Source organism: Corynebacterium sp. HMSC075F02 (assembly GCF_001838335.1).
In the GTDB taxonomy this organism is placed as follows: Bacteria; Actinomycetota; Actinomycetes; order Mycobacteriales; family Mycobacteriaceae; genus Corynebacterium; species Corynebacterium jeikeium_D.
The window spans coordinates 189,537-206,950 of the sequence record NZ_KV836313.1 but is presented as its reverse complement, the minus strand read 5'-3'; the positions used below and the strand labels follow the sequence as shown (position 1 = coordinate 206,950).

The following is a 17,414-nucleotide window of genomic DNA, read 5'->3' as shown; positions in this document are numbered from 1 at the left end:
CTCTTAATCAGCGGTGTTGTCGGTGTTCTTGACGTCGCTGTCGGTGCCGTCATCAGCACCGCCACCGGAAAGCATCGAGCAGCACGCCACGATCGTCAGCGCCGCCGTCAGCAGTAACTGCAGCGGCCAGCCAGCGCCGGCGTAGGCATCCTTCGGCCACGGGTTCGCGGCCAGCACCATGCCCGCAATCGTCATCGTCGCAGCAAGCGCCACAATCAGTGCGTTTCGCACGTTCAGCCACGGCTTGACGACGTCCCCACGCTTCCGTACCCAGAAAGTCCCACCAAGGGTAGCGGCAACCACCACGAGGGCAATGACCACGCCAGGCCAGCTGGATACCAGCGTCACTGTCGCGGCAGCCGCAATGCCAATAGCCGCCCGCGGCAAGTCATTGCTCAGTGAAGATGCGGGAATCGGGGAGGTGAGAGCGAAGCGTCGCCAAGCGAAAGCCAGCCCCACAGCGGCCAGTGCGTACACGGTTGCGAGTGCGCCGCCTGCGAGGATGCCAGTACGCCAGGTCTGCTGCGGTGGGTAGGTCAGCTCGACTGCACCACCAATACCGGCCGGAATCGTCCAACCCTGCTGCCAACCAGAGACCGTTACCGGCTTCATGGCGGCGCCTCCGACACGGAGCTCATGGCCGGCATTGACGGAGATGGGCAACCACACGATGCGATCGTGGTCGGCAGCGTCAATGGGATTGTTCAGATCGATTGGCGTCACTTTCTGCTGCTCAGCTGACGGCGCGAAGTAGTCAGTCGAGGTGAGCGACACCCAATCGGACTTGGCATCGATGCGCCATGGCCCCGGTGAGAGCTCAATCTCTTCACCACAGGTCAGCTCGCGGTGATCAGAGCCGTCACCGCGCTGGAGGCTGGCCCACGGGGCTCCGATGCGGCTGCGGCAGGTATCAGCATCGACCTTTACCTTTACCGGCTTTGGAACGGTGAACAGGCGCACCAGCGTGCCCTCATGAATCTCCTGACCAAAGACCCAACGCTGTGCCAGCGATGAGGAATTCGGCACCACCGGGACACGAACCGGCGTGAGGTCCTCCGCGATATCCTCGGTGGAAGGCTCTGTATCTTCGTCGGAATCGGGACTGCTGGATTCGAATGCGTCGAAGCCAGTGTTCCGCTGTGGAATCACCAGGCCTAGCTCGGAGATAGCAAAGCCTACAGGAGCAATCTTCGCTGTGATGAGCACAGATGTGGTCTTGCCGCCGGGCAGCGGAATACGAGTCGTCTCACCCGGGACCAACTGTACGGAGCTCGAAGCCGTATCAGTCTGGATGCGCAGTTGCACTGGAACGCGAGCACCGGTCAGGCTGAGCACTGCGTTATCGGTCGGTTCCTTCCATGACAGTTTGACCCATTCAGCCTGGCTCTTGCCCGCCAAGGGTTCCCACCAGGTGGTGGTGTCGCCGTCGAGCATTGCGTTGACCGAGTGGTCAGCCGATGCACCACCGACGTTGTATGGCTCAGAGGCCGACGACGAAACCTCAATTGTGGCGCGACCCGTTACTGTCTGCGTCAGTGGCAGTCCCACGACGGGGTAGTCCGGAACGAGGTTGCGGACATATGAGTCCTCATCTTCGGCCAGGATTGCTGACTCCGCACCGACGACTTCACCATAGTTGCGGCCGCGGCGGGCGGGTGTGTCGGTGACAGTGCCGGCATCCTTGCCAGACAGGATGCGCACCGGAGCATCGGAATCGACTTCGTCAAGCCGCGGGAGCACTTCGGGGCCGCCGGCGACCAGCGGCACCTGGGTAGTGTCCACCAACCGCGGTGAAAGTGCGTGATTGCGCAGCTCCTTCGGGCCCGCACCCCAAATCTGGATAGCGGTATGGCCGTCCTCGTCCGCGAACTCCGCCACCTTTTCCATGGTCGGAGAGTCCTGCAGCGTGGAAGTGATGGCGCGCAGCGAATCGCCCCTCGAGGTAACTCTCAAGTCGTGGCGGACCAGCACGTAGCCGATACCGTTGTTGCGCAGGGTGGCATCCAGTGCCGGTACCTCACGGCCCCGAGTCAGTGAATTGCGCAGACCATCGAGGCCACGAATCGCCTCTGGAGGCACTAGCGGCACCGTATCGCGGACGGCCCAGGGCACGTCGGCAAGCGGCTGGAGCGGTTCGTCGCGAGTATTGCCCCATGTCTGATCAGCAAATGGCGATGACGGCACCACCAGCGTGCGGGTGTCCTCGCCCTGCGCATTCAGCCAGTCGGCCGCTTCGTGCCAGTAGCCCGGAACCTCGGAAAAACCACCTGTCGGAGCGAGGCGTGCGCTCCACGCAGGTGCGGTGGCACTGGCGATAACCACCAGAACCAGCATCGATGCGATAGCGCGCGGGTGCTTCTCAGGGTGCAGCCACTGCTGCCAGCCAGTGGCTGCTGAATCGCTCGCCGTCTCGTTCTTGTGCTCGTTCGCCGGCTCTCGCCACGGCCATGGCAGCTGGGCTGTCGCATGAGCGAAGCCGATAACAAGCGGCAGGCGCACAATAGTGTCGAATTTGTGCAGGTTGCGTACTGCTGCGAGCGTGGAATCGAGCACCTCTCGAGCCGATTCCCACACCAGCCCGAATGGCTCCGTCCAGGCCGCCACGATGACAAGCCCGATCATCAGCATCATCAGCCACATCCGACGCAGCGGCAGTGAGCGCATGACCAAGCCAAGCAGACCAATCGCCGCTACGGCCAGAGTGGCGTAAATGAGAATGGGCTCCGCGACCAGCGCATTTCCGCCCACTCGCTCGAAAGAGACAAACGGGGTCCACGAAGTGGAGCCGCGGAGCGTCTCGCCGAGACTCAACCAACGAGTGGTCAAGCCGGATGACTCGATGTAGTCCGTAAACGGTGGTGAGTACTTGCCCAGCAGCAGTAGTGGCACAATCCACCACATGCTGACCGCTGCACACGCAGCCAGCCAACCGCCGAGCATCGCCCACGCACGCCCGCGGCGAGGCCCCGTAAAAGCGAAGAAGAGCAGCATCAGACCTGCGGGGATGCAAGCCGCAGCTGTACTGACCGCATTGACCGCGCCAGTGCACAGTACCGCTAGACCGGACAGCAATACGGCACGGGCAGTCGCACGCCAGGGCAGTTCCTCGCGCCGGGCCGCGACCCGCAGGAGCGGAAGCAGAATCCACGGTGCCAGCGCTACGGGCCAGGTCTCGGACGAAATCGCGCCCAAGGTCGTAATCACACGCGGCGACAACGCGTACAATAACGCCGCCAGTACGCGAGAGGTATGCGTGCCGACGCCTATAGCTTCGGCCACGCGATATGCGCCGGTAAAAGCCAAGCAGAGAGTAAGGCTCCACCACAGCGCCTGGATCAGCCAGCCGGGCGCTAGGACATCGGGCAGCAAGCTGAACAGCGCGAAGAATGCGCCCTGTGGAAAGAGATAGCCATATGCCTGGTTTTGGAGCTGTCCCAGTGGCATGGTGTCTGACCACATGTTGAGCGAGGCGGACAAAAACCCGATGGGGTCTTCTGTCAGGTCGTGCTTTGTGTCAGCGACAGTCTTGCCGGGGGACTGGATGAATGCCAGCAGGCACAGCAAAACCCACCAAGGTACAAGCACGCGCTTACGCGCTCGAACAAAGGTGGGCATAGCGTTAAAGGAGGGGTAGCGTTAAGGGCTTAACGCTGACCGTACTCGACACCGCCAAGCAGAGCGTCATCGGTGGAAACAGCCTGTGCTTCCGGAATTCGGTCTTCGGTCAGAGCCTGGCCGATGCCGAAGATAGCGGCACCACCGAGAAGGGCGCCAATGAGCGCCGAGGCCAGGGCAGGGCCAACGCTACGACGCTGCTCGGAATCAGTTTCGTATGCCATGTTGAGGACTCCTCGTGTGCATTAAGTCAATACTGTTTATAAAACTACACTCTGTGACTTCTGTAAACCAGTGGAACAGCTGGGAATCTCTCCCTGCCTTGAACTTTGGGTGGTTTCAGCGGTCATTGAGTTTTCTTAGTTGAGAGATTAACCCATTTTCTATCAGCTAAGTAAGTTTTTAAAAATTTTCTAGAAATTATTCCTTTTCCCCGGGAACGACGAGGACCGGGCGGCCAGCATTCTTCAGCAACGCGTCAGAGGTCGAGGCGGTAAACAGACCACGCAAGCCAGTCACACCGCGAGTGCCGGAGATAATCACGCCCGCATCGAGGTCGTGAGCTGCATCGACGATGGCCGACCAGATAGTAGTTTCAGTCTCTACCAAGTAGGGCTCCGCGACGAAGCCGGCCTCAGCGGCAATCTGCACACCCTCACGGCAAATACGGACGGCCTCGTCGTGAGCGGGATCGCCGTCTTCAGTAGTGGCGTCCCAGTCGGGCTGCATCATGCCAGAGGCGCCAGCAGTGCGTGCTGCAGCACGCTGTAGAGGCTCCCAGGCCGTCAGAATGTAGGCCTTCTTAACGCGCAGCAGTTTTCCGGCGTAGGCCAGCGCCCGCTTGGCTTCGTCGGAGCCGTCGTAGGCAATGAGCATGGAATCAGAAATCGGTTCAACCATTTTCGAGTTCAATCCTTACGTCAGAGATAGCCGAAAAACTGTCAATAGATACAGAAAAAGAGATGTCGCTGTAATCCAGGATAGGACAACAGCGACATCGAGTACGTCAATCTTTAAAGCTACTCCGAACGAGCGGCTTGAATCAGCTAGAGAGTCATTAACAGGAAGCGGTAACGTCCATTGTTATGGCAGCAGAACAAAATCCAGGGCAACCTCAACCAAAAGCTTCTGGGGCCTCGAAGAATGTCATCGCGCTCAGCGTTCCCGTTCTTGTTATCGCCGTAATCGTTGCGGCGCTGAACTTGCGCCCGAGTATTGCGTCGATTGGTCCGGTGCTCGATCAGCTCCTCTCCGACCTCGGCGCATCCTCCGCCTTTGGTGGTCTGATTACGGCCATTCCGGGGCTCGCGTTTTTCGCGATTGGGTTGTCCGCGGTGTCCGTCGGCAAGCGGATGGGCTTAAGCGGCGCGCTTACACTGTCTGCGACGTTGCTATTCGTCGGCCTTGCGGTGCGCCCGTGGGTGAGCAGCATCTGGCTATTTCTGTTGTTTACCGCGTTGTCGGTTGCGGGCATTGCACTGGGAAATGTGCTGCTACCTGCGTGGATTAAGGTGCACGGCGGTCGCCAAACGGTCGTGCTGATGATGCTGTACTCCAGCATGCTTGCCCTCGGCGGTGGACTGGGGCCGGCGACGGCATTTTTGATTAGCGATTCTCCCGAGACATCTGCAGGTGGTATCGAAATGTGGCGCTGGGCGCTTGCCGCATGGGCAATCACCGCCCTGGTGCAGCTCGTCGTGTGGTTGCCGCTGTGTGCACGCATCGGATTCGACTACCCGAAGGCGCCGGTCAGTGCCTCGGCAAGCACACCAATCTGGAAGTCACCGACAGCCATTGCGCTGGCAGTTTTCTTCGGCGTGCAGTCGATGAACGCCTACGTGCTCATGGGCTGGATGCCGAAAATGCTTATCGACGCAGGCATCAGCGTAAACATAGCCACTGCAGCGTCCATGATTGTTCAAGGGCTGGGCATCATCGGCGGTTTGCTGATGCCGCCGCTGATTGCACGGCTCCGCACCATGTCCTACGTCGCCTTTGGTCTCGGCTGCCTTTTCTTCCTCGGGTATGCGTTGATGATTCTGATCGACCAGCGGGGAGCGGCGGAAACTGGTGTGGGGTACGCCATTGGCGCTGCATTCCTGCTGGGTGTAGGTGGTTTTTGTTTCCCCATGGCCATCGCGCTGATTCCGGGCCGCACGCGCAGCCATGAGCTGACCGCGCGACTGTCCGGCTTCGTGCAGCCAATCGGCTACATTTTCTCCGCAGTCGGGCCATTCCTGGTGGGTGTGGCCGCTGGAACGACGGAAGCGTGGACGCCGATTCTGGTCGTGCTGCTTGGCACCACGGTGGTGCTAGCAGTGCTTGGGTTGATTGTCGGTCGGCCAACGTACATTGATGACGAACTGGCCGATCGAGGTATCGGCGAAAAGAAGCCGGGACGTATTCAGCTCGACTGAATTTAGGGGAGTTAGCTCCACTGTATTTGGACACGGGCCAACTTAGCTTTGAACCTATGACAAAGAAAACGAATTTAATCGCGCTGGCCTGGAGTTTTATTCTCGGACTGCTGTTCATTCCGGGATTGATTGTCTCCGCTTTTCTTCTGCCCTGGATTCCGCTCATTGGCCGCGGTGCCGATTGGCTCTCCCGCTGGGCAGCATCGTGGTCCGGCACCCCAATCGCCAACCGCGTGACCAATCGCTGGTTCGACATCCGCAACTTCGTCAACCTGCTTGTCCAGTTGGCCATTGGCTTTGTCACCTTCATAGCGTGGGTCGGCGGCGGGTTCACTGTTGGTGTACTTTTTGGCGCACCATTCCTGGTTGATGAAGTGGAGTTTTTCAGCTGGACTCTGACAGACCCCACACAGAAAATCGGTGTTGCCTGGGTTTTCGCCATCGTCTTTTTGGTGCTGACCATCGCCATCAACCTCGGTGCCGGCCTGCTGTCCATTTGGCTCTCCCGCGTCATCCTCGCACCATCCAGCGAGGAAGTCAGCCAGTCCCGCGATGTGCTCATTGACTCCTTCTCAGGCGAGCGCCGTCGCATTGAGCGCGAGCTTCACGACGGTCCGCAGCAGCACCTGACCGCCTTGAAACTCAACATTGCCGCTGCTCGCATGGGTAAGACTGAGGAAAAGGTAGCCGAGGCACTCTCCGCCGCCGACCGCAATGCAACGCAGGCTCTTGCGCAGCTGCGCTCCGTGGTGCTTGGCATTGCCCCGCCAGTGCTTTTCGAAAATGGCCTAGTCGCAGCAGTAGAGGAATTGGCAGCGCACTCTGGCATGGAGGTTTCTGTTCGTGAGGACGGTGTCTCCGACTTCGGCCCGATTGATGAAACCACAGCGCTGCTCGCTTACCACTGCGCAGCGGAGGGGCTGACCAACGCCACCAAGCATGGCCATGCCGATCGAGCTGATATCACTCTCGGGGTTCAGACTCCGAAGAAGGCGCTCGTGTCCCATCTGGGTACGCTTACGGTCACTGTGCGCGACAATGGCGAAGGCCTGGAAAAACCAACGAGTGCAGACGCTGTAGACGTCGTAAAGCATGACAGTGGAACCGGCATTGCGGGCCTGCGCGAACGGGCGGCAGCGCTCGGTGGAACCGTGGAACTCACCAACGCCGACGGTGGAGCCCAATTGCTGCTGGAACTGCCGATTCGCCAAGGAAGGACGCGATGAAAGTACTGCTGGCAGAGGACTCCGTACTCCTGCGCGAGGGGCTGACCGGCCTGCTGCGGGCACTGGGGCACGAGGTCGTCGCCGTCGGCGATGCGGATCAGCTGCTCGCCACCGCCGAAGGGCAGGTGTTCGATGTCATCGTCACCGATGTCCGAATGCCGCCGAACATGCGTGACGACGGACTGCTCGCGGTCTCCACACTTCGCCAGGACAACCCCGACCAGCCGGTTGTGGTGCTCAGCCAATACGTGGCGGCCAGTTACTTAGATCGCCTGCTGCAGCATGGTGGCTTTGGGTACCTGCTTAAGGAACGCGTCTCGGATGTCGACCACTTCGTTGCGGCGCTGGAAGAAGTGCGTGGTGGCGGTACCGTGGTCGATTCTGAAGTGGTTGCGACGCTACTGGCCGCAAAGCAGGACGGCATCGCCGAGCTGACTCCACGTGAGCGCGAAGTGCTCGACCTGATGGCGCAGGGACTCAGTAATAAGGAAATAGAAAAACGCCTGGTACTAACCGCAGGCGCTGTGAGTAAACATGTGGCGAATGTGTTCTTGAAGCTCGGCTTCCAACCGGAAGATAACAACCGTCGTGTCAAAGCAGTATTGCGGTGGCTGAGATATACCGCGCCATCGACTTAGGCTTTGCCGTTGTCTTTGGTATAAACCGTGCCCGCGCAAAAGCCCCGCACGTAGGCAAAAGCCCCGCACCGACTCCTCCGAAACTGGAGTCGAGGCGGGGCTTATGGCTGTCTAGCTGGTGCTACTTGGCTTCAGTAGCTACCTCAGTTGTAGTGGTCACCTCAGCATTTCCGAACTGCTTATTGAGGTTCTCACCCTCCACATCCACGGATGGGAGGATCTTGTCCAACCAGCGCGGAATCTTCCAGGCGCGCTCGCCGAGCAGGAACATCATGGCCGGGATGAATGTCATGCGGACGATGAAGGCATCGAAGAGAACTGCGGCTGCCAGGGCAAAGCCCATGACCTTAATGAACGGTTCATCCATCAGGATGAAGGCGGCGAACACCGAAATCATAATCAGTGCCGCAGCGGTGACCACGCGAGCACCGTGTTTGAAACCGTTGGACGTTGCATTAGCAGCTGTCTTGCCGTGCGCCCAGCCCTCACGCATACGGGTAACCAGGAACACCTGGTAGTCCATGGCCAGGCCGAAGACGATACCAATCAGCATGATCGGCAGGAAGGAAATCAGCGGCTGCGGGTCATCGATGATGCCCAGGGCGCCCTCCTGCCACAGAGCCACCGTGACACCAAAGGTTGCGGCCACAGACAGTGCGAAGCCGAGAGCTGCCACCAGTGGTACCCAGATGGAGCGGAAGACGAGCATCAACAGCAGGAAGGCCAGGACCAGCACGATGCCGATGTAGGGCAACAGCACGTCGGAAAGCCGCTGCGAGATGTCCTCGTACATGGGCGAAACACCGGTGATGGAGTAGCGGGCGCCCGTGTCCTCGTTGTACTTGTCCTCTGTATCGCGGATGGACTGCAGCAGGTCAGCAGCGCGGTCATCGGTCGCGCTGTACGCCGGGGTGATTAGAACCTGGGCGGCATCACCGAGATCGCTCGGATCCTGCGGATTGCCATTGGTGGCGATGACCTGAGCATTTACCACACCATCGACGCTCTGCAGCTCCGTCAGGGCAGCCATCATGGCGTTCTGCTTTTCCGGTGCGGCGAGATCCTTGTAGTCCACCAGCGCAATCATCGGGGAGTTGCGGCCGGGGCCGAAAGCGTCTTCGGTCATTTCGTAGGCCGTGCGGTTAGGAGTGCCCTTGGCCATCATGCCGTCAGAAGGCATGGCCAAACGGAGGTTGGTAGCCGGGATGGCCAGCAGGATTAGGACAACTGCCGTGCCCAGGACGAACGCCAGCGGACGCTTGCGCACGATGCGGACCCACTTCAGGCCCATGGTCGGGGTGTCGTTCTCCGGGTCCGGTGCCTTCACAAATGGCGCGCGACCGGCGAAAACCTTGGTGCCGAACAGGCCGAGAATAGCCGGCAGCAACGTGATGGCAACGAGCACCGCCATAGCGACGGTAAATGCTGCGGCCAGCGCCATTGCGGTCAGGAACGGGATGTTGATGATCGACAGTGCCGCAAGAGCAATCAGCACGGTGAGGCCTGCGAATACCACTGCGGAACCAGCCTTGCCGACGGCCAGGCCCGCCAGATGTGCACGCTCCTCGCGTGGGATTTTCTTGAGCTCGGCGGCCAGTTCCTTCGGCTCAAGGTTCGAGCCATCGACGTGTGCAACCAGCTCGTTGCGGAAGCGAGCCACGATAAACAGCGCGTAGTCGATGCCGACAGCCAGACCAATCATCGACGCCAGCGTCGGTGTCATGGTGGAGATGGTGTCGGTGAAAGCGGTGGCGGCGAAGATGCCCGCCATGCCAATTCCCAGGCCGATGACAGCCGACAGCAGCGGCAGTCCAGCGGCGACGAAGCTTCCGAAGGCAACAATGAGCACGATTGCGGCCACGATGATGCCGATAATCTCCGCAGTGGCGGAAATCTCGCTCATTTGGAACGCGTTACCGGACCAGGCGACGTTCAGATCGCCCTTGTGCTTTTCGACGGTTTCCGTGAACGCATCCCGGACTCCACTTTCGATATCCATGCTGGTCGCAGCATCGAAAGTCACGGAAATGGTGCCGGTGGTCTTATCGGCACTCAGTGGGGAGACGGCCTCCAGGTTCGAATTGATCTGCTCCTCAGGGAATCCCTGAGCTTGCATTGCCGGGATGGCCTGCTGCTTCATCCCCTCAGCCGCCATGATGGGCGGGACAATTTCTTCGGTCTTCGTCAGCCCTTCGGTGCTCCGCATTGCGGCGACGAGCTCATCGACCTCGCCTGCAATAGCTGGGTCCTCGAGGGTCTTGCCTTCTGGAGCTTGAATGACCACAGTGCCCGTGGGTGCGCTTAGCTGATCTTCATCGGTGGCAAAGCGCTGCTGAATCTCTTCTTGAGTTTCAACTGACTCAAGGCCGGGAAAGGTGAAGTTCTCAGACGTGCCGCTGTACAGCGTTGCCGTCGCGGTACCCATGCCCGCGATGAGCAGCAGCCATACAATGAGGAATCGCCAGCGGTGAAGATAAGCGGATCTACCGATTTTGTACAAAAAGGAAGCCATAGCAGTAACACTTACATGATTTCAGAAGTAGTTTCTAATGGGTTTGTGCTGTGCAAGAGTGTTACTCGGATGTGCTAATCGGAGTTGTTTGGTTGTTGTGGTACCGCGGGATGTAGCTGAAAACAGCGGAAACAAAAATGAGGCTCAGCTTGACGCTGAGCCTCATTGGGCGGAGCCGATGACGGGAATCGAACCCGCGCCGCCTGCTTGGGAAGCAGGAGTTCTACCATTGAACTACATCGGCACACAGTAGGCGGAATGATTAAAAGCACGCCACGGGATTGGCACAGTAGGTGTGGCATGCAGGCAATCAGTCGCCCTCTGTAACTTCAATGTAGCACTCTCGATTCGTGTCGAAAAAATTGGTCTTGAAGACCCTCTGTCCGTCTTTTCGGGTTAATCGCTGATCTCCTTGTAGGACCTTATCCAGTCCTTCCCGGGGGATTCAGTGCGGGCATATCCTGTAACCCGCACACGCTGTGTATTACAGAGCGGTTAAGCTGGTCTATGTGTTGCTCTCAGATCGTGATATTCGTGCCGCTATCGATGCCGAAGGCTCCGGCCATCTCGGCATTGATCCTTTTGACCCGAAGATGATTCAGCCTTCGTCCATCGACGTGCGTCTGGACAAGTTCTTCCGAGTTTTTAACAACTCGCAGTACACGCACATCGATCCGAAGTTGCCGCAGGAAGAACTGACGTCCCCGCACGAGGTTCCAGAAGGGCAGCCCTTCATTCTTCACCCGGGCGAATTCGTCCTGGCATCGACCCTGGAGTACTTCACTATTCCTCCGCACCTAGCAGGCCGCCTGGAAGGTAAGTCTTCGCTGGGGCGTCTGGGCCTGGCAACGCACTCGACCGCCGGCTTTATTGACCCAGGGTTTTCAGGCCACATCACGCTGGAGCTATCCAATGTGGCGAACTTGCCTATCGCACTGTGGCCGAACATGAAGGTCGGCCAGCTGGCACTGTTCAAGATGTCCTCGCCGGCAGAGGTGCCTTACGGTTCCGGCAAGCTCGGTTCGAAGTATCAGGGGCAGCGCGGCCCGACGCCGTCGCGTGCGTACCTGAACTTCCGCGATGAGGAATAAGGCACCTGAAACTCGGGATATGAACTCGGAATATAAATGAATTGTGAATAGCCCCGAGTGAATTCTCGGTGAAGAAATGGAAACAATTGTTCAATAAAGAGTTTTCGCAGGTGAAAAGCCTAAATATGGGCCTTTAGTTCACACCATTTAAGGGTTAAATCGGCTTGATGGCCTTTTATCTTTCGATAAATAATAGCCCTTATGCGTATTACGGTTATTGGTACGGGTTACCTAGGCGCCACTCATGCCGCGGCGATGGCGGAGTTAGGCCACGAGGTTCTCGGCGTAGATGTTGATCCCGCCAAGATTGAGGCATTGTCCGCAGGCCAAGTTCCTTTCTTTGAGCCTGGCTTGCCCGAACTGCTAAAGAAGCACGTTGAGTCGGGGCGACTACGTTTCACCACTAACTACGACGAAGCCGTTGAATTTGCGAACGTCCACTTCGTAGGTGTCGGAACTCCGCAGGTTAAGGGCTCGTACGCCGCCGATGTTCGCTATGTGGACGCAGCTATTACCGAATTGGCTAAGCGCGTCGTCGGCAAGCATTTAGTGTTTGGTAAGTCCACTGTGCCCGTCGGTACCGCACCGCGCCTGCAGGAGCTGGCTGCGAAGATGATCGGTGAGCGCGCCGCAGCCGGTGATGAGCAGTTGAAGAACACCAGCCTCGAGATCGCCTGGAACCCGGAGTTCCTGCGCGAGGGCTTCGCGGTAAAGGACACCCTGGAGCCGGACCGTGTGGTGCTGGGCACCCAGAAGCCGGGCATGATCCTCAATGGTGCTGGTCAGGAGGTCGAGTCAATCGCTGAGGACAGCCTGCGCGAGTGCTTCGGTCCTATCTTCGAGCGCGAGACGCCGCTTATCGTCGCGGACACTGCCACCGCAGAGCTGGTGAAGGTGTCGGCAAACGCATTCCTCGCCACCAAGATTTCCTTCATCAACGCGGTCTCCGAAATCTGTGAGGTCACAGGTGCGGATATCACTACGCTTGCCGACGCTATCGGTATGGACGCCCGAATTGGCCGCCGCTTCCTCAACGCGGGTCTGGGCTTCGGCGGCGGTTGCCTGCCGAAGGATATCCGCGCATTCATGGCCCGCGCCGGTGAGCTGGGCGTTGACCAGGCGCTGACCTTCTTGCGCGAGGTCGATGCAATTAACATGCGTCGCCGTGAAAAGACCGTTGACCTGGTGCGCGCCAGCTTCGGCGGCTCGCTGCTCGGCCATACCGTGACGGTGCTGGGTGCGGCCTTCAAGCCGAACTCTGACGATGTGCGTGACTCCCCGGCGCTGTCGATTGCCGGTTCGCTGTCTCTGGCGGGCGCTTCGGTGATTGTTTATGACCCGCAGGCCATGGAGAACGCCAAGAAGAATTTCCCGACCTTGGAGTATGCACCGAGCATCGAAGCAGCTCTGGAAGGCTCGGAGATGGTTGTCGTCGCCACCGAGTGGCAGCAGTTCCGCGACATCGACCCGGTGGCTGCGAAGAAGCTGGTCAAGCGCGCAGCGGTGCTCGACGGCCGCAACTGCCTGCCAGCAGATCAGTGGCGTGCCGCAGGCTGGGATGTCACCTGCCTCGGCCGCGGCTAAATGCTAGCTGCCCTCGAGCGCTTCGGAAACTTCATACCCTCCGGGGCCACGGTATAGGCGGCGATGAGGGTGGTAATCGGCACTGCGAGTACCAAAGCCACCGCACCGATGGTGGAACGCAGCAGCTCTGTGGCCACGACATCGGAGGTCAACGACTGCATCAGCGGCCGGTCGGAGACGCTTAACAAAATCGATAGCGGCAGTGCGGTGCCGAGGTACGCCAGTACCAGTGTGTAGACCATCGACGCGATGTGATCGCGACCGACGCGCATTGCCGAGCGGAAGACCTCCATAGGGCGCGACCGCGGAGCTGCTTCGTAAAGCTCCTGGACGGTCGATGCCTGGGCGATGGTGACGTCGTTAAGCACGCCCAACGCGCCGATGATGAATCCCGCCAGAAGCAGACCTGTGACGGAGACGTCAGGCAGGTAAAGCTGAATGAGCAGGTTGTCCTCGTTGCCGAGACCACGTAGCTGCGACGTGGAGATAGCGAGGTTGGCCAGGCCCGCCGCCAGTACCATCGTGGTGAGTGTTCCCGCCAGTGCGGAAGCTGACTTCCAATTGATGCCATGAACGAGGAAGAGCACTGGGAAGAGAATCGCCGCGCCCGCCGTGATGGCTAAGGCCACAGGATCGCCGCCGCGTAGCAGTGCCGGAACCAGGAATCCCATCACTGCGGCCAGCGTGATGCCAAGACCAATGAGGCTCAAGACTCCGCGAGTCATGCCGACGAGGATGATGAGCAGCACCGCTGCGCCGAGCCACAACCAGATCGTCGTGGTGCGATCCATGTCCAGGAAGGTGTAGGTGTTGCCGATGCTAGCGGTGTCGACAACCTGATGAGGTGCGAGGTCGACGACATTAGTGTCGGCCGCGGGAGCAGGAGCTGCGGGGGCAGCGGGGGCAGCGGGGGCTTCTGCACCGGATTCAGGTGCTGGTTCCTGCTCCGGGGCTGGAGCTGGTGCCGGAGCCTCTGCATCAGGAGCAGGCTCACCCTCTGCGCCCTCAGGGGCAGGCGCGGGAACAACGCCGGGAGCCGGTGTCATCAACCCCGGATCCGGCACGGCACCATTGTCGACAGCTCCGGTACCGGCCGCGTTTGGACGGTGAATTGCCAGGACGACCTTGTCGCCCTCCGCCAGCTCGATTTCTCCGGGCAGGCCGGATGCCTCCAGAAGCGTCTTCTTGCCCTCGTCTGGGCCCGAGGTCAGCTCAATGACCGAGAGCTGGCATTTCGGCGCCGCGGGGTCATTGAGGGAGGCCGCCAGTCCTGGCCGCGGCTGGTCATCGAAGACGCGTCCGTTGTCAGGCGAATTGCACGCGCCGACGCTGTGCTTTACGACGGTTCCCTTAACCGTCTCTGCAGCTGACGTCTGTGACTGCAGGAATCCCGGCCCTGGGCTCGGAGCTTCACCCGATGGCCAGAGACCAATCACTGCGAGGAAAGTGGCAATACCAGCAACTGTGAGAGCTGTGGCCAGTAAGCGACGTGCTCTTGTGGGGTTGTGCCGCGGTTTCTTTGGTTTTGGTTTGGCTTGTGCAGGTTCGTTTTGCCGTACCGGTGCTGGTTTTGAATGTGCGGCTGGTTCTGCATGTCGTGCTGGGGCAGCCGAGGTTGCAGAGTTGGGTTGATTCGCGGTATTGACAGCCCGGAACCGGCCGGTAGGGGAGCCGCTGTTCGAGTTCTTCAGTACGTCGAGATGCGCACCTATGTCGGAACCCGGAGCAACGCGAAAAGGTTGCTGGTTGTCAGAGTTCATTGAATCTTTTGAGTGCCTGCCCACCCTTAATAACCTAATCGCTGCACCAGCACCGGAAGGCGTACCGCCATTCCGGCGTGCCGGGCCGTGGTCATTAGCGCTATGGCCCACCTATCGATGCAATGCTCACTCATCGATGCGCTCCAGTGTGTCCATAAGTGAATAGCGCATCGATATGTGAGAAGGGCAGAACCAATAGCGTGCGCAACCCTAAGTACTGCTATTGCTTGTAGCTGACCAGGAAGTTGCCCAGGCGCTCGATAGCTTCCTTCAGGTCGCGTGCCCATGGCAGGGTGACAATTCGGAAGTGATCCGGCGTCGGGTAGTTGAAGCCAGAGCCGCCGACCATCAGGATCTTCTCTTCACGCAGGATGTCGAGCATCAGCTTCTCGTCATCGTGAATTTCGTAGACGTTCGGATCCAGCTTCGGGAATGCGTACATGGCGCCCATCGGCTTCACGCAGCTCACGCCTGGAATTGAGGTCAGTCCCTCGTAGGCGACATTGCGCTGCTCCAGCAGGCGACCGCCTGGCAAGATCAAGTCCTCGATGGACTGGTAACCGCCAAGTGCCACCTGAATGCCGTGTTGAGCAGGGACATTCGGGCACAGACGGGTGCTGGCCAGCAGGTTGATGCCCTCGATAAAGCCCTCTGCGTGGCGCTTCGGGCCAGTCAGCACCATCCAGCCCGCGCGGTAACCGGCCACACGGTAGGTCTTGGACAGGCCGTTGAAGGTGATACAGAGCAAATCCGGGGCCAAGGAGGCAGTGGAAATGTGCTCTGCATCGTCGTAGAGGATACGGTCGTAGATTTCGTCGGAAAGCAGCAGGAGCGAGTGCTCACGAGCGATATCCACGATGGCTTCGAGTGTCTGGCGTGTGTAGACCGCGCCGGTCGGATTGTTCGGGTTGATGATGACAATCGCCTTCGTGCGATCCGTCACCTTCGAGCGAATGTCTTCGACATCCGGGGCCCAGTTATTCTCCTCATCGCACGTGTAGTGGACGGCCTTGCCGCCGGCGAGGGTGGTTGCTGCAGTCCAGAGCGGGTAATCCGGAGCTGGAATGAGGACCTCATCGCCCTCGTTGAGCAGCGCCTGCGTGGTGATGGAAATCAGCTCGGAGACGCCGTTGCCCAGCCAGACGTCGTTGACGTCGAAACGGGGGAAGTCCGGGTCCATCTCATAGCGCGTGACGACGGCACGGCGTGCGGAGTAAATACCCTTGGACTCGGAATAGCCCTGTGCGTGGGGGAGAGCGCGGACCATGTCCTGCACGATGGTGTCAGGTGCATCAAAGCCGAACTTCGCCGGATTGCCAGTGTTGAGCATCATGATGCGGTGGCCGTCGGCCTCCATCTGCTCGGCGAGAGTAGTCACCGGACCGCGAATGTCGTAGAGGACGTTCTGCAGCTTGGAGGATTGGTCCAGTGTCTTCAGTGGAGTGCGGCGAGGTGCCCTGATGTTTCCACGACGGGCGGCAACACGGGCAGCACGGGACTGCTCGGCCTGAGCGGCCTGCGCAGCCTGAGCGTCCTGCGTTGTCTCGTTGGTGGTTTCGGTGCCCTGGGAAGTGTCTTTACTGGAACTCACCTGTCTAAGCATGCCACTTTTTTGCTCCCGCACCATGCTTTTCTCACAGCGGGGGCAGATTAATTGCACATTGATTGCGCAAAAGCGCCCTGCATGAGGATGCAGGACGCTTTACTGGGTTGCGGGCAGCTGGGGTTCTGGCTGCTAGTTACTGCTTAACTGCGGAGCCGTCGATCTGCAGGGAAATCTCGTTGCCAAGGAGCAGGCCGCCAGTCTTAATAGGAGCGTTGTAATCGATGCCGAAATCGGTGCGGTCAATCTTGGTGGCTGCCTCGAAGCCAACGCGAGTCTGACCCCATGGGTCTTCAGCGGAGCCGAAAATGTCGACATCCAGGGTGACCGGCTTGGTGATGCCGTTGATGGTTAGGTCGCCGGTAACGGTGGCCTTTTCTTCGCTCTGGAGCTCGATAGCGGTGGAAACGAATTCGAAGGTTGGGTTTTCGTCGGTGCCGAAGAAGTCCTTCGAGCGCAGGTGGTTGTCGCGCTCTTCATTGTTGGTGTTGATGGAGTTCGCCTGAATGGTCGCCTTTGCCGTGGAATTCTCCGGCTTGTCGGCATCAAAATTAATAACGGACTCAAACTGAGTGAACTGACCGTGGACCTTAGTGATCATTGCGTGACGAACGGTGAATCCAACGGTGGAGTGCTGTGCATCAAGAACGTAGTTGCCAGACTGAAGAGCCATAGTGAATCTCCTAAAAGTTAAAAGTATCTCGAATGTTTCGAAGTATTTTTGTCCGCCGGAACCAACTTCCGGTGTTGACGTGTCAACGATAACTCTAGATGTGATGATGTGTCAACAAAGGTCAAAGAAAATGCCGAATATTTTTTTAGAAGCGCACATCCGGTCGGGCGATCGGTTCGGGGTTTTGTCATGGCTGGGCGAGGCTCCTTTGGTTGGAGACGGTTCATATGGAGTCGTTTTAAGTGCTTATGCCCAGCATAACAGGCGTTGACATGTCAACAACTGCTATTTAGGA

The 17,414-nt window shown here is 59.1% G+C and carries 12 protein-coding genes and 1 tRNA gene; 5 read left to right on the top strand and 8 right to left on the bottom strand.

Annotated elements, in window-relative coordinates:
- Positions 1-3: 3 nt before the first annotated feature.
- From HMPREF2920_RS07255 to HMPREF2920_RS07245, 3 genes are all read right to left on the bottom strand, one after another.
- Entirely contained in the window at positions 4-3,615 is a 3,612-nt protein-coding gene (locus tag HMPREF2920_RS07255; RefSeq protein WP_070601007.1) for an alpha-(1->3)-arabinofuranosyltransferase domain-containing protein, read from the bottom strand.
- Between the two features lie 29 nt (positions 3,616-3,644).
- Entirely contained in the window at positions 3,645-3,839 is a 195-nt protein-coding gene (locus tag HMPREF2920_RS07250; protein WP_005510537.1) for a DUF2613 domain-containing protein, read from the bottom strand.
- Positions 3,840-4,035: 196 nt separating this feature from the next.
- On the bottom strand, positions 4,036-4,515 hold the full coding sequence (locus HMPREF2920_RS07245; RefSeq protein ID WP_005510532.1) for a universal stress protein: 480 nt from the start codon (positions 4,513-4,515) through the stop codon (positions 4,036-4,038).
- A 185-nt stretch (positions 4,516-4,700) separates the two neighbouring features.
- Here HMPREF2920_RS07245 and HMPREF2920_RS07240 point away from each other — a divergent pair, with 185 nt between their 5' ends.
- The 3 genes from HMPREF2920_RS07240 to HMPREF2920_RS07230 are packed head-to-tail and all read left to right on the top strand — an operon-like array spanning position 4,701 to position 7,896.
- The gene (locus tag HMPREF2920_RS07240; RefSeq protein ID WP_083304820.1) at positions 4,701-6,032 is read left to right on the top strand and encodes an MFS transporter; all 1,332 of its coding nucleotides are present in this window, start codon (positions 4,701-4,703) and stop codon (positions 6,030-6,032) included.
- A gap of 56 nt (positions 6,033-6,088) precedes the next feature.
- Positions 6,089-7,258 carry a sensor histidine kinase gene (locus tag HMPREF2920_RS07235; RefSeq protein WP_070601009.1) on the top strand — a complete coding sequence of 390 codons (1,170 nt, stop codon included), beginning with the start codon at positions 6,089-6,091 and terminating at the stop codon, positions 7,256-7,258.
- Complete coding sequence (locus HMPREF2920_RS07230; RefSeq protein ID WP_070601011.1) at positions 7,255-7,896, top strand: response regulator transcription factor; 642 nt, start codon at positions 7,255-7,257, stop codon at positions 7,894-7,896. Before HMPREF2920_RS07235 ends, HMPREF2920_RS07230 begins: the two co-directional genes overlap by 4 nt.
- A gap of 121 nt (positions 7,897-8,017) precedes the next feature.
- On the opposite strand, the gene HMPREF2920_RS07225 is transcribed toward HMPREF2920_RS07230, so the two are convergent.
- Positions 8,018-10,408, bottom strand: a complete 2,391-nt coding sequence (locus HMPREF2920_RS07225; protein WP_049171753.1) for an MMPL family transporter — start codon at positions 10,406-10,408, stop codon at positions 8,018-8,020.
- Positions 10,409-10,581: 173 nt separating this feature from the next.
- Positions 10,582-10,652 (bottom strand) — tRNA-Gly (locus HMPREF2920_RS07220).
- A 265-nt stretch (positions 10,653-10,917) separates the two neighbouring features.
- Here HMPREF2920_RS07220 and dcd point away from each other — a divergent pair.
- The gene (gene dcd / locus HMPREF2920_RS07215) at positions 10,918-11,499 is read left to right on the top strand and encodes a dCTP deaminase (RefSeq protein ID WP_005511764.1); all 582 of its coding nucleotides are present in this window, start codon (positions 10,918-10,920) and stop codon (positions 11,497-11,499) included.
- A gap of 201 nt (positions 11,500-11,700) precedes the next feature.
- The gene (locus HMPREF2920_RS07210; protein WP_070601013.1) at positions 11,701-13,083 is read left to right on the top strand and encodes a UDP-glucose dehydrogenase family protein; all 1,383 of its coding nucleotides are present in this window, start codon (positions 11,701-11,703) and stop codon (positions 13,081-13,083) included.
- Here the strand turns inward: HMPREF2920_RS07210 and HMPREF2920_RS07205 are convergent.
- From HMPREF2920_RS07205 to HMPREF2920_RS07195, 3 genes are all read right to left on the bottom strand, one after another.
- On the bottom strand, positions 13,080-14,519 hold the full coding sequence (locus HMPREF2920_RS07205) for a YibE/F family protein (RefSeq protein WP_070549975.1): 1,440 nt from the start codon (positions 14,517-14,519) through the stop codon (positions 13,080-13,082). The genes HMPREF2920_RS07210 and HMPREF2920_RS07205 overlap by 4 nt on opposite strands.
- Positions 14,520-15,063: 544 nt before the next feature.
- Positions 15,064-16,446, bottom strand: coding sequence for a pyridoxal phosphate-dependent aminotransferase (locus HMPREF2920_RS07200; RefSeq protein WP_275435271.1), 1,383 nt, complete (start codon positions 16,444-16,446; stop codon positions 15,064-15,066).
- 136 nt (positions 16,447-16,582) lie between these two features.
- Positions 16,583-17,119 carry a YceI family protein gene (locus HMPREF2920_RS07195; RefSeq protein WP_048734412.1) on the bottom strand — a complete coding sequence of 179 codons (537 nt, stop codon included), beginning with the start codon at positions 17,117-17,119 and terminating at the stop codon, positions 16,583-16,585.
- Between the last annotated feature and the right edge of the window lie 295 nt (positions 17,120-17,414).

Coding starts and splice junctions, on each gene's coding strand:
- HMPREF2920_RS07225 (WP_049171753.1), bottom strand. CDS start 10,408: ATGGCTTCCTTTTTGTACAAAATCGGTAGATCCGCTTATCTTCACCGC.
- HMPREF2920_RS07230 (WP_070601011.1), top strand. CDS start 7,255: ATGAAAGTACTGCTGGCAGAGGACTCCGTACTCCTGCGCGAGGGGCTG.
- HMPREF2920_RS07245 (WP_005510532.1), bottom strand. CDS start 4,515: ATGGTTGAACCGATTTCTGATTCCATGCTCATTGCCTACGACGGCTCC.
- HMPREF2920_RS07250 (WP_005510537.1), bottom strand. CDS start 3,839: ATGGCATACGAAACTGATTCCGAGCAGCGTCGTAGCGTTGGCCCTGCC.
- HMPREF2920_RS07195 (WP_048734412.1), bottom strand. CDS start 17,119: ATGGCTCTTCAGTCTGGCAACTACGTTCTTGATGCACAGCACTCCACC.
- HMPREF2920_RS07235 (WP_070601009.1), top strand. CDS start 6,089: ATGACAAAGAAAACGAATTTAATCGCGCTGGCCTGGAGTTTTATTCTC.
- HMPREF2920_RS07255 (WP_070601007.1), bottom strand. CDS start 3,615: ATGCCCACCTTTGTTCGAGCGCGTAAGCGCGTGCTTGTACCTTGGTGG.
- HMPREF2920_RS07200 (WP_275435271.1), bottom strand. CDS start 16,446: ATGCTTAGACAGGTGAGTTCCAGTAAAGACACTTCCCAGGGCACCGAA.
- HMPREF2920_RS07210 (WP_070601013.1), top strand. CDS start 11,701: ATGCGTATTACGGTTATTGGTACGGGTTACCTAGGCGCCACTCATGCC.
- HMPREF2920_RS07240 (WP_083304820.1), top strand. CDS start 4,701: ATGGCAGCAGAACAAAATCCAGGGCAACCTCAACCAAAAGCTTCTGGG.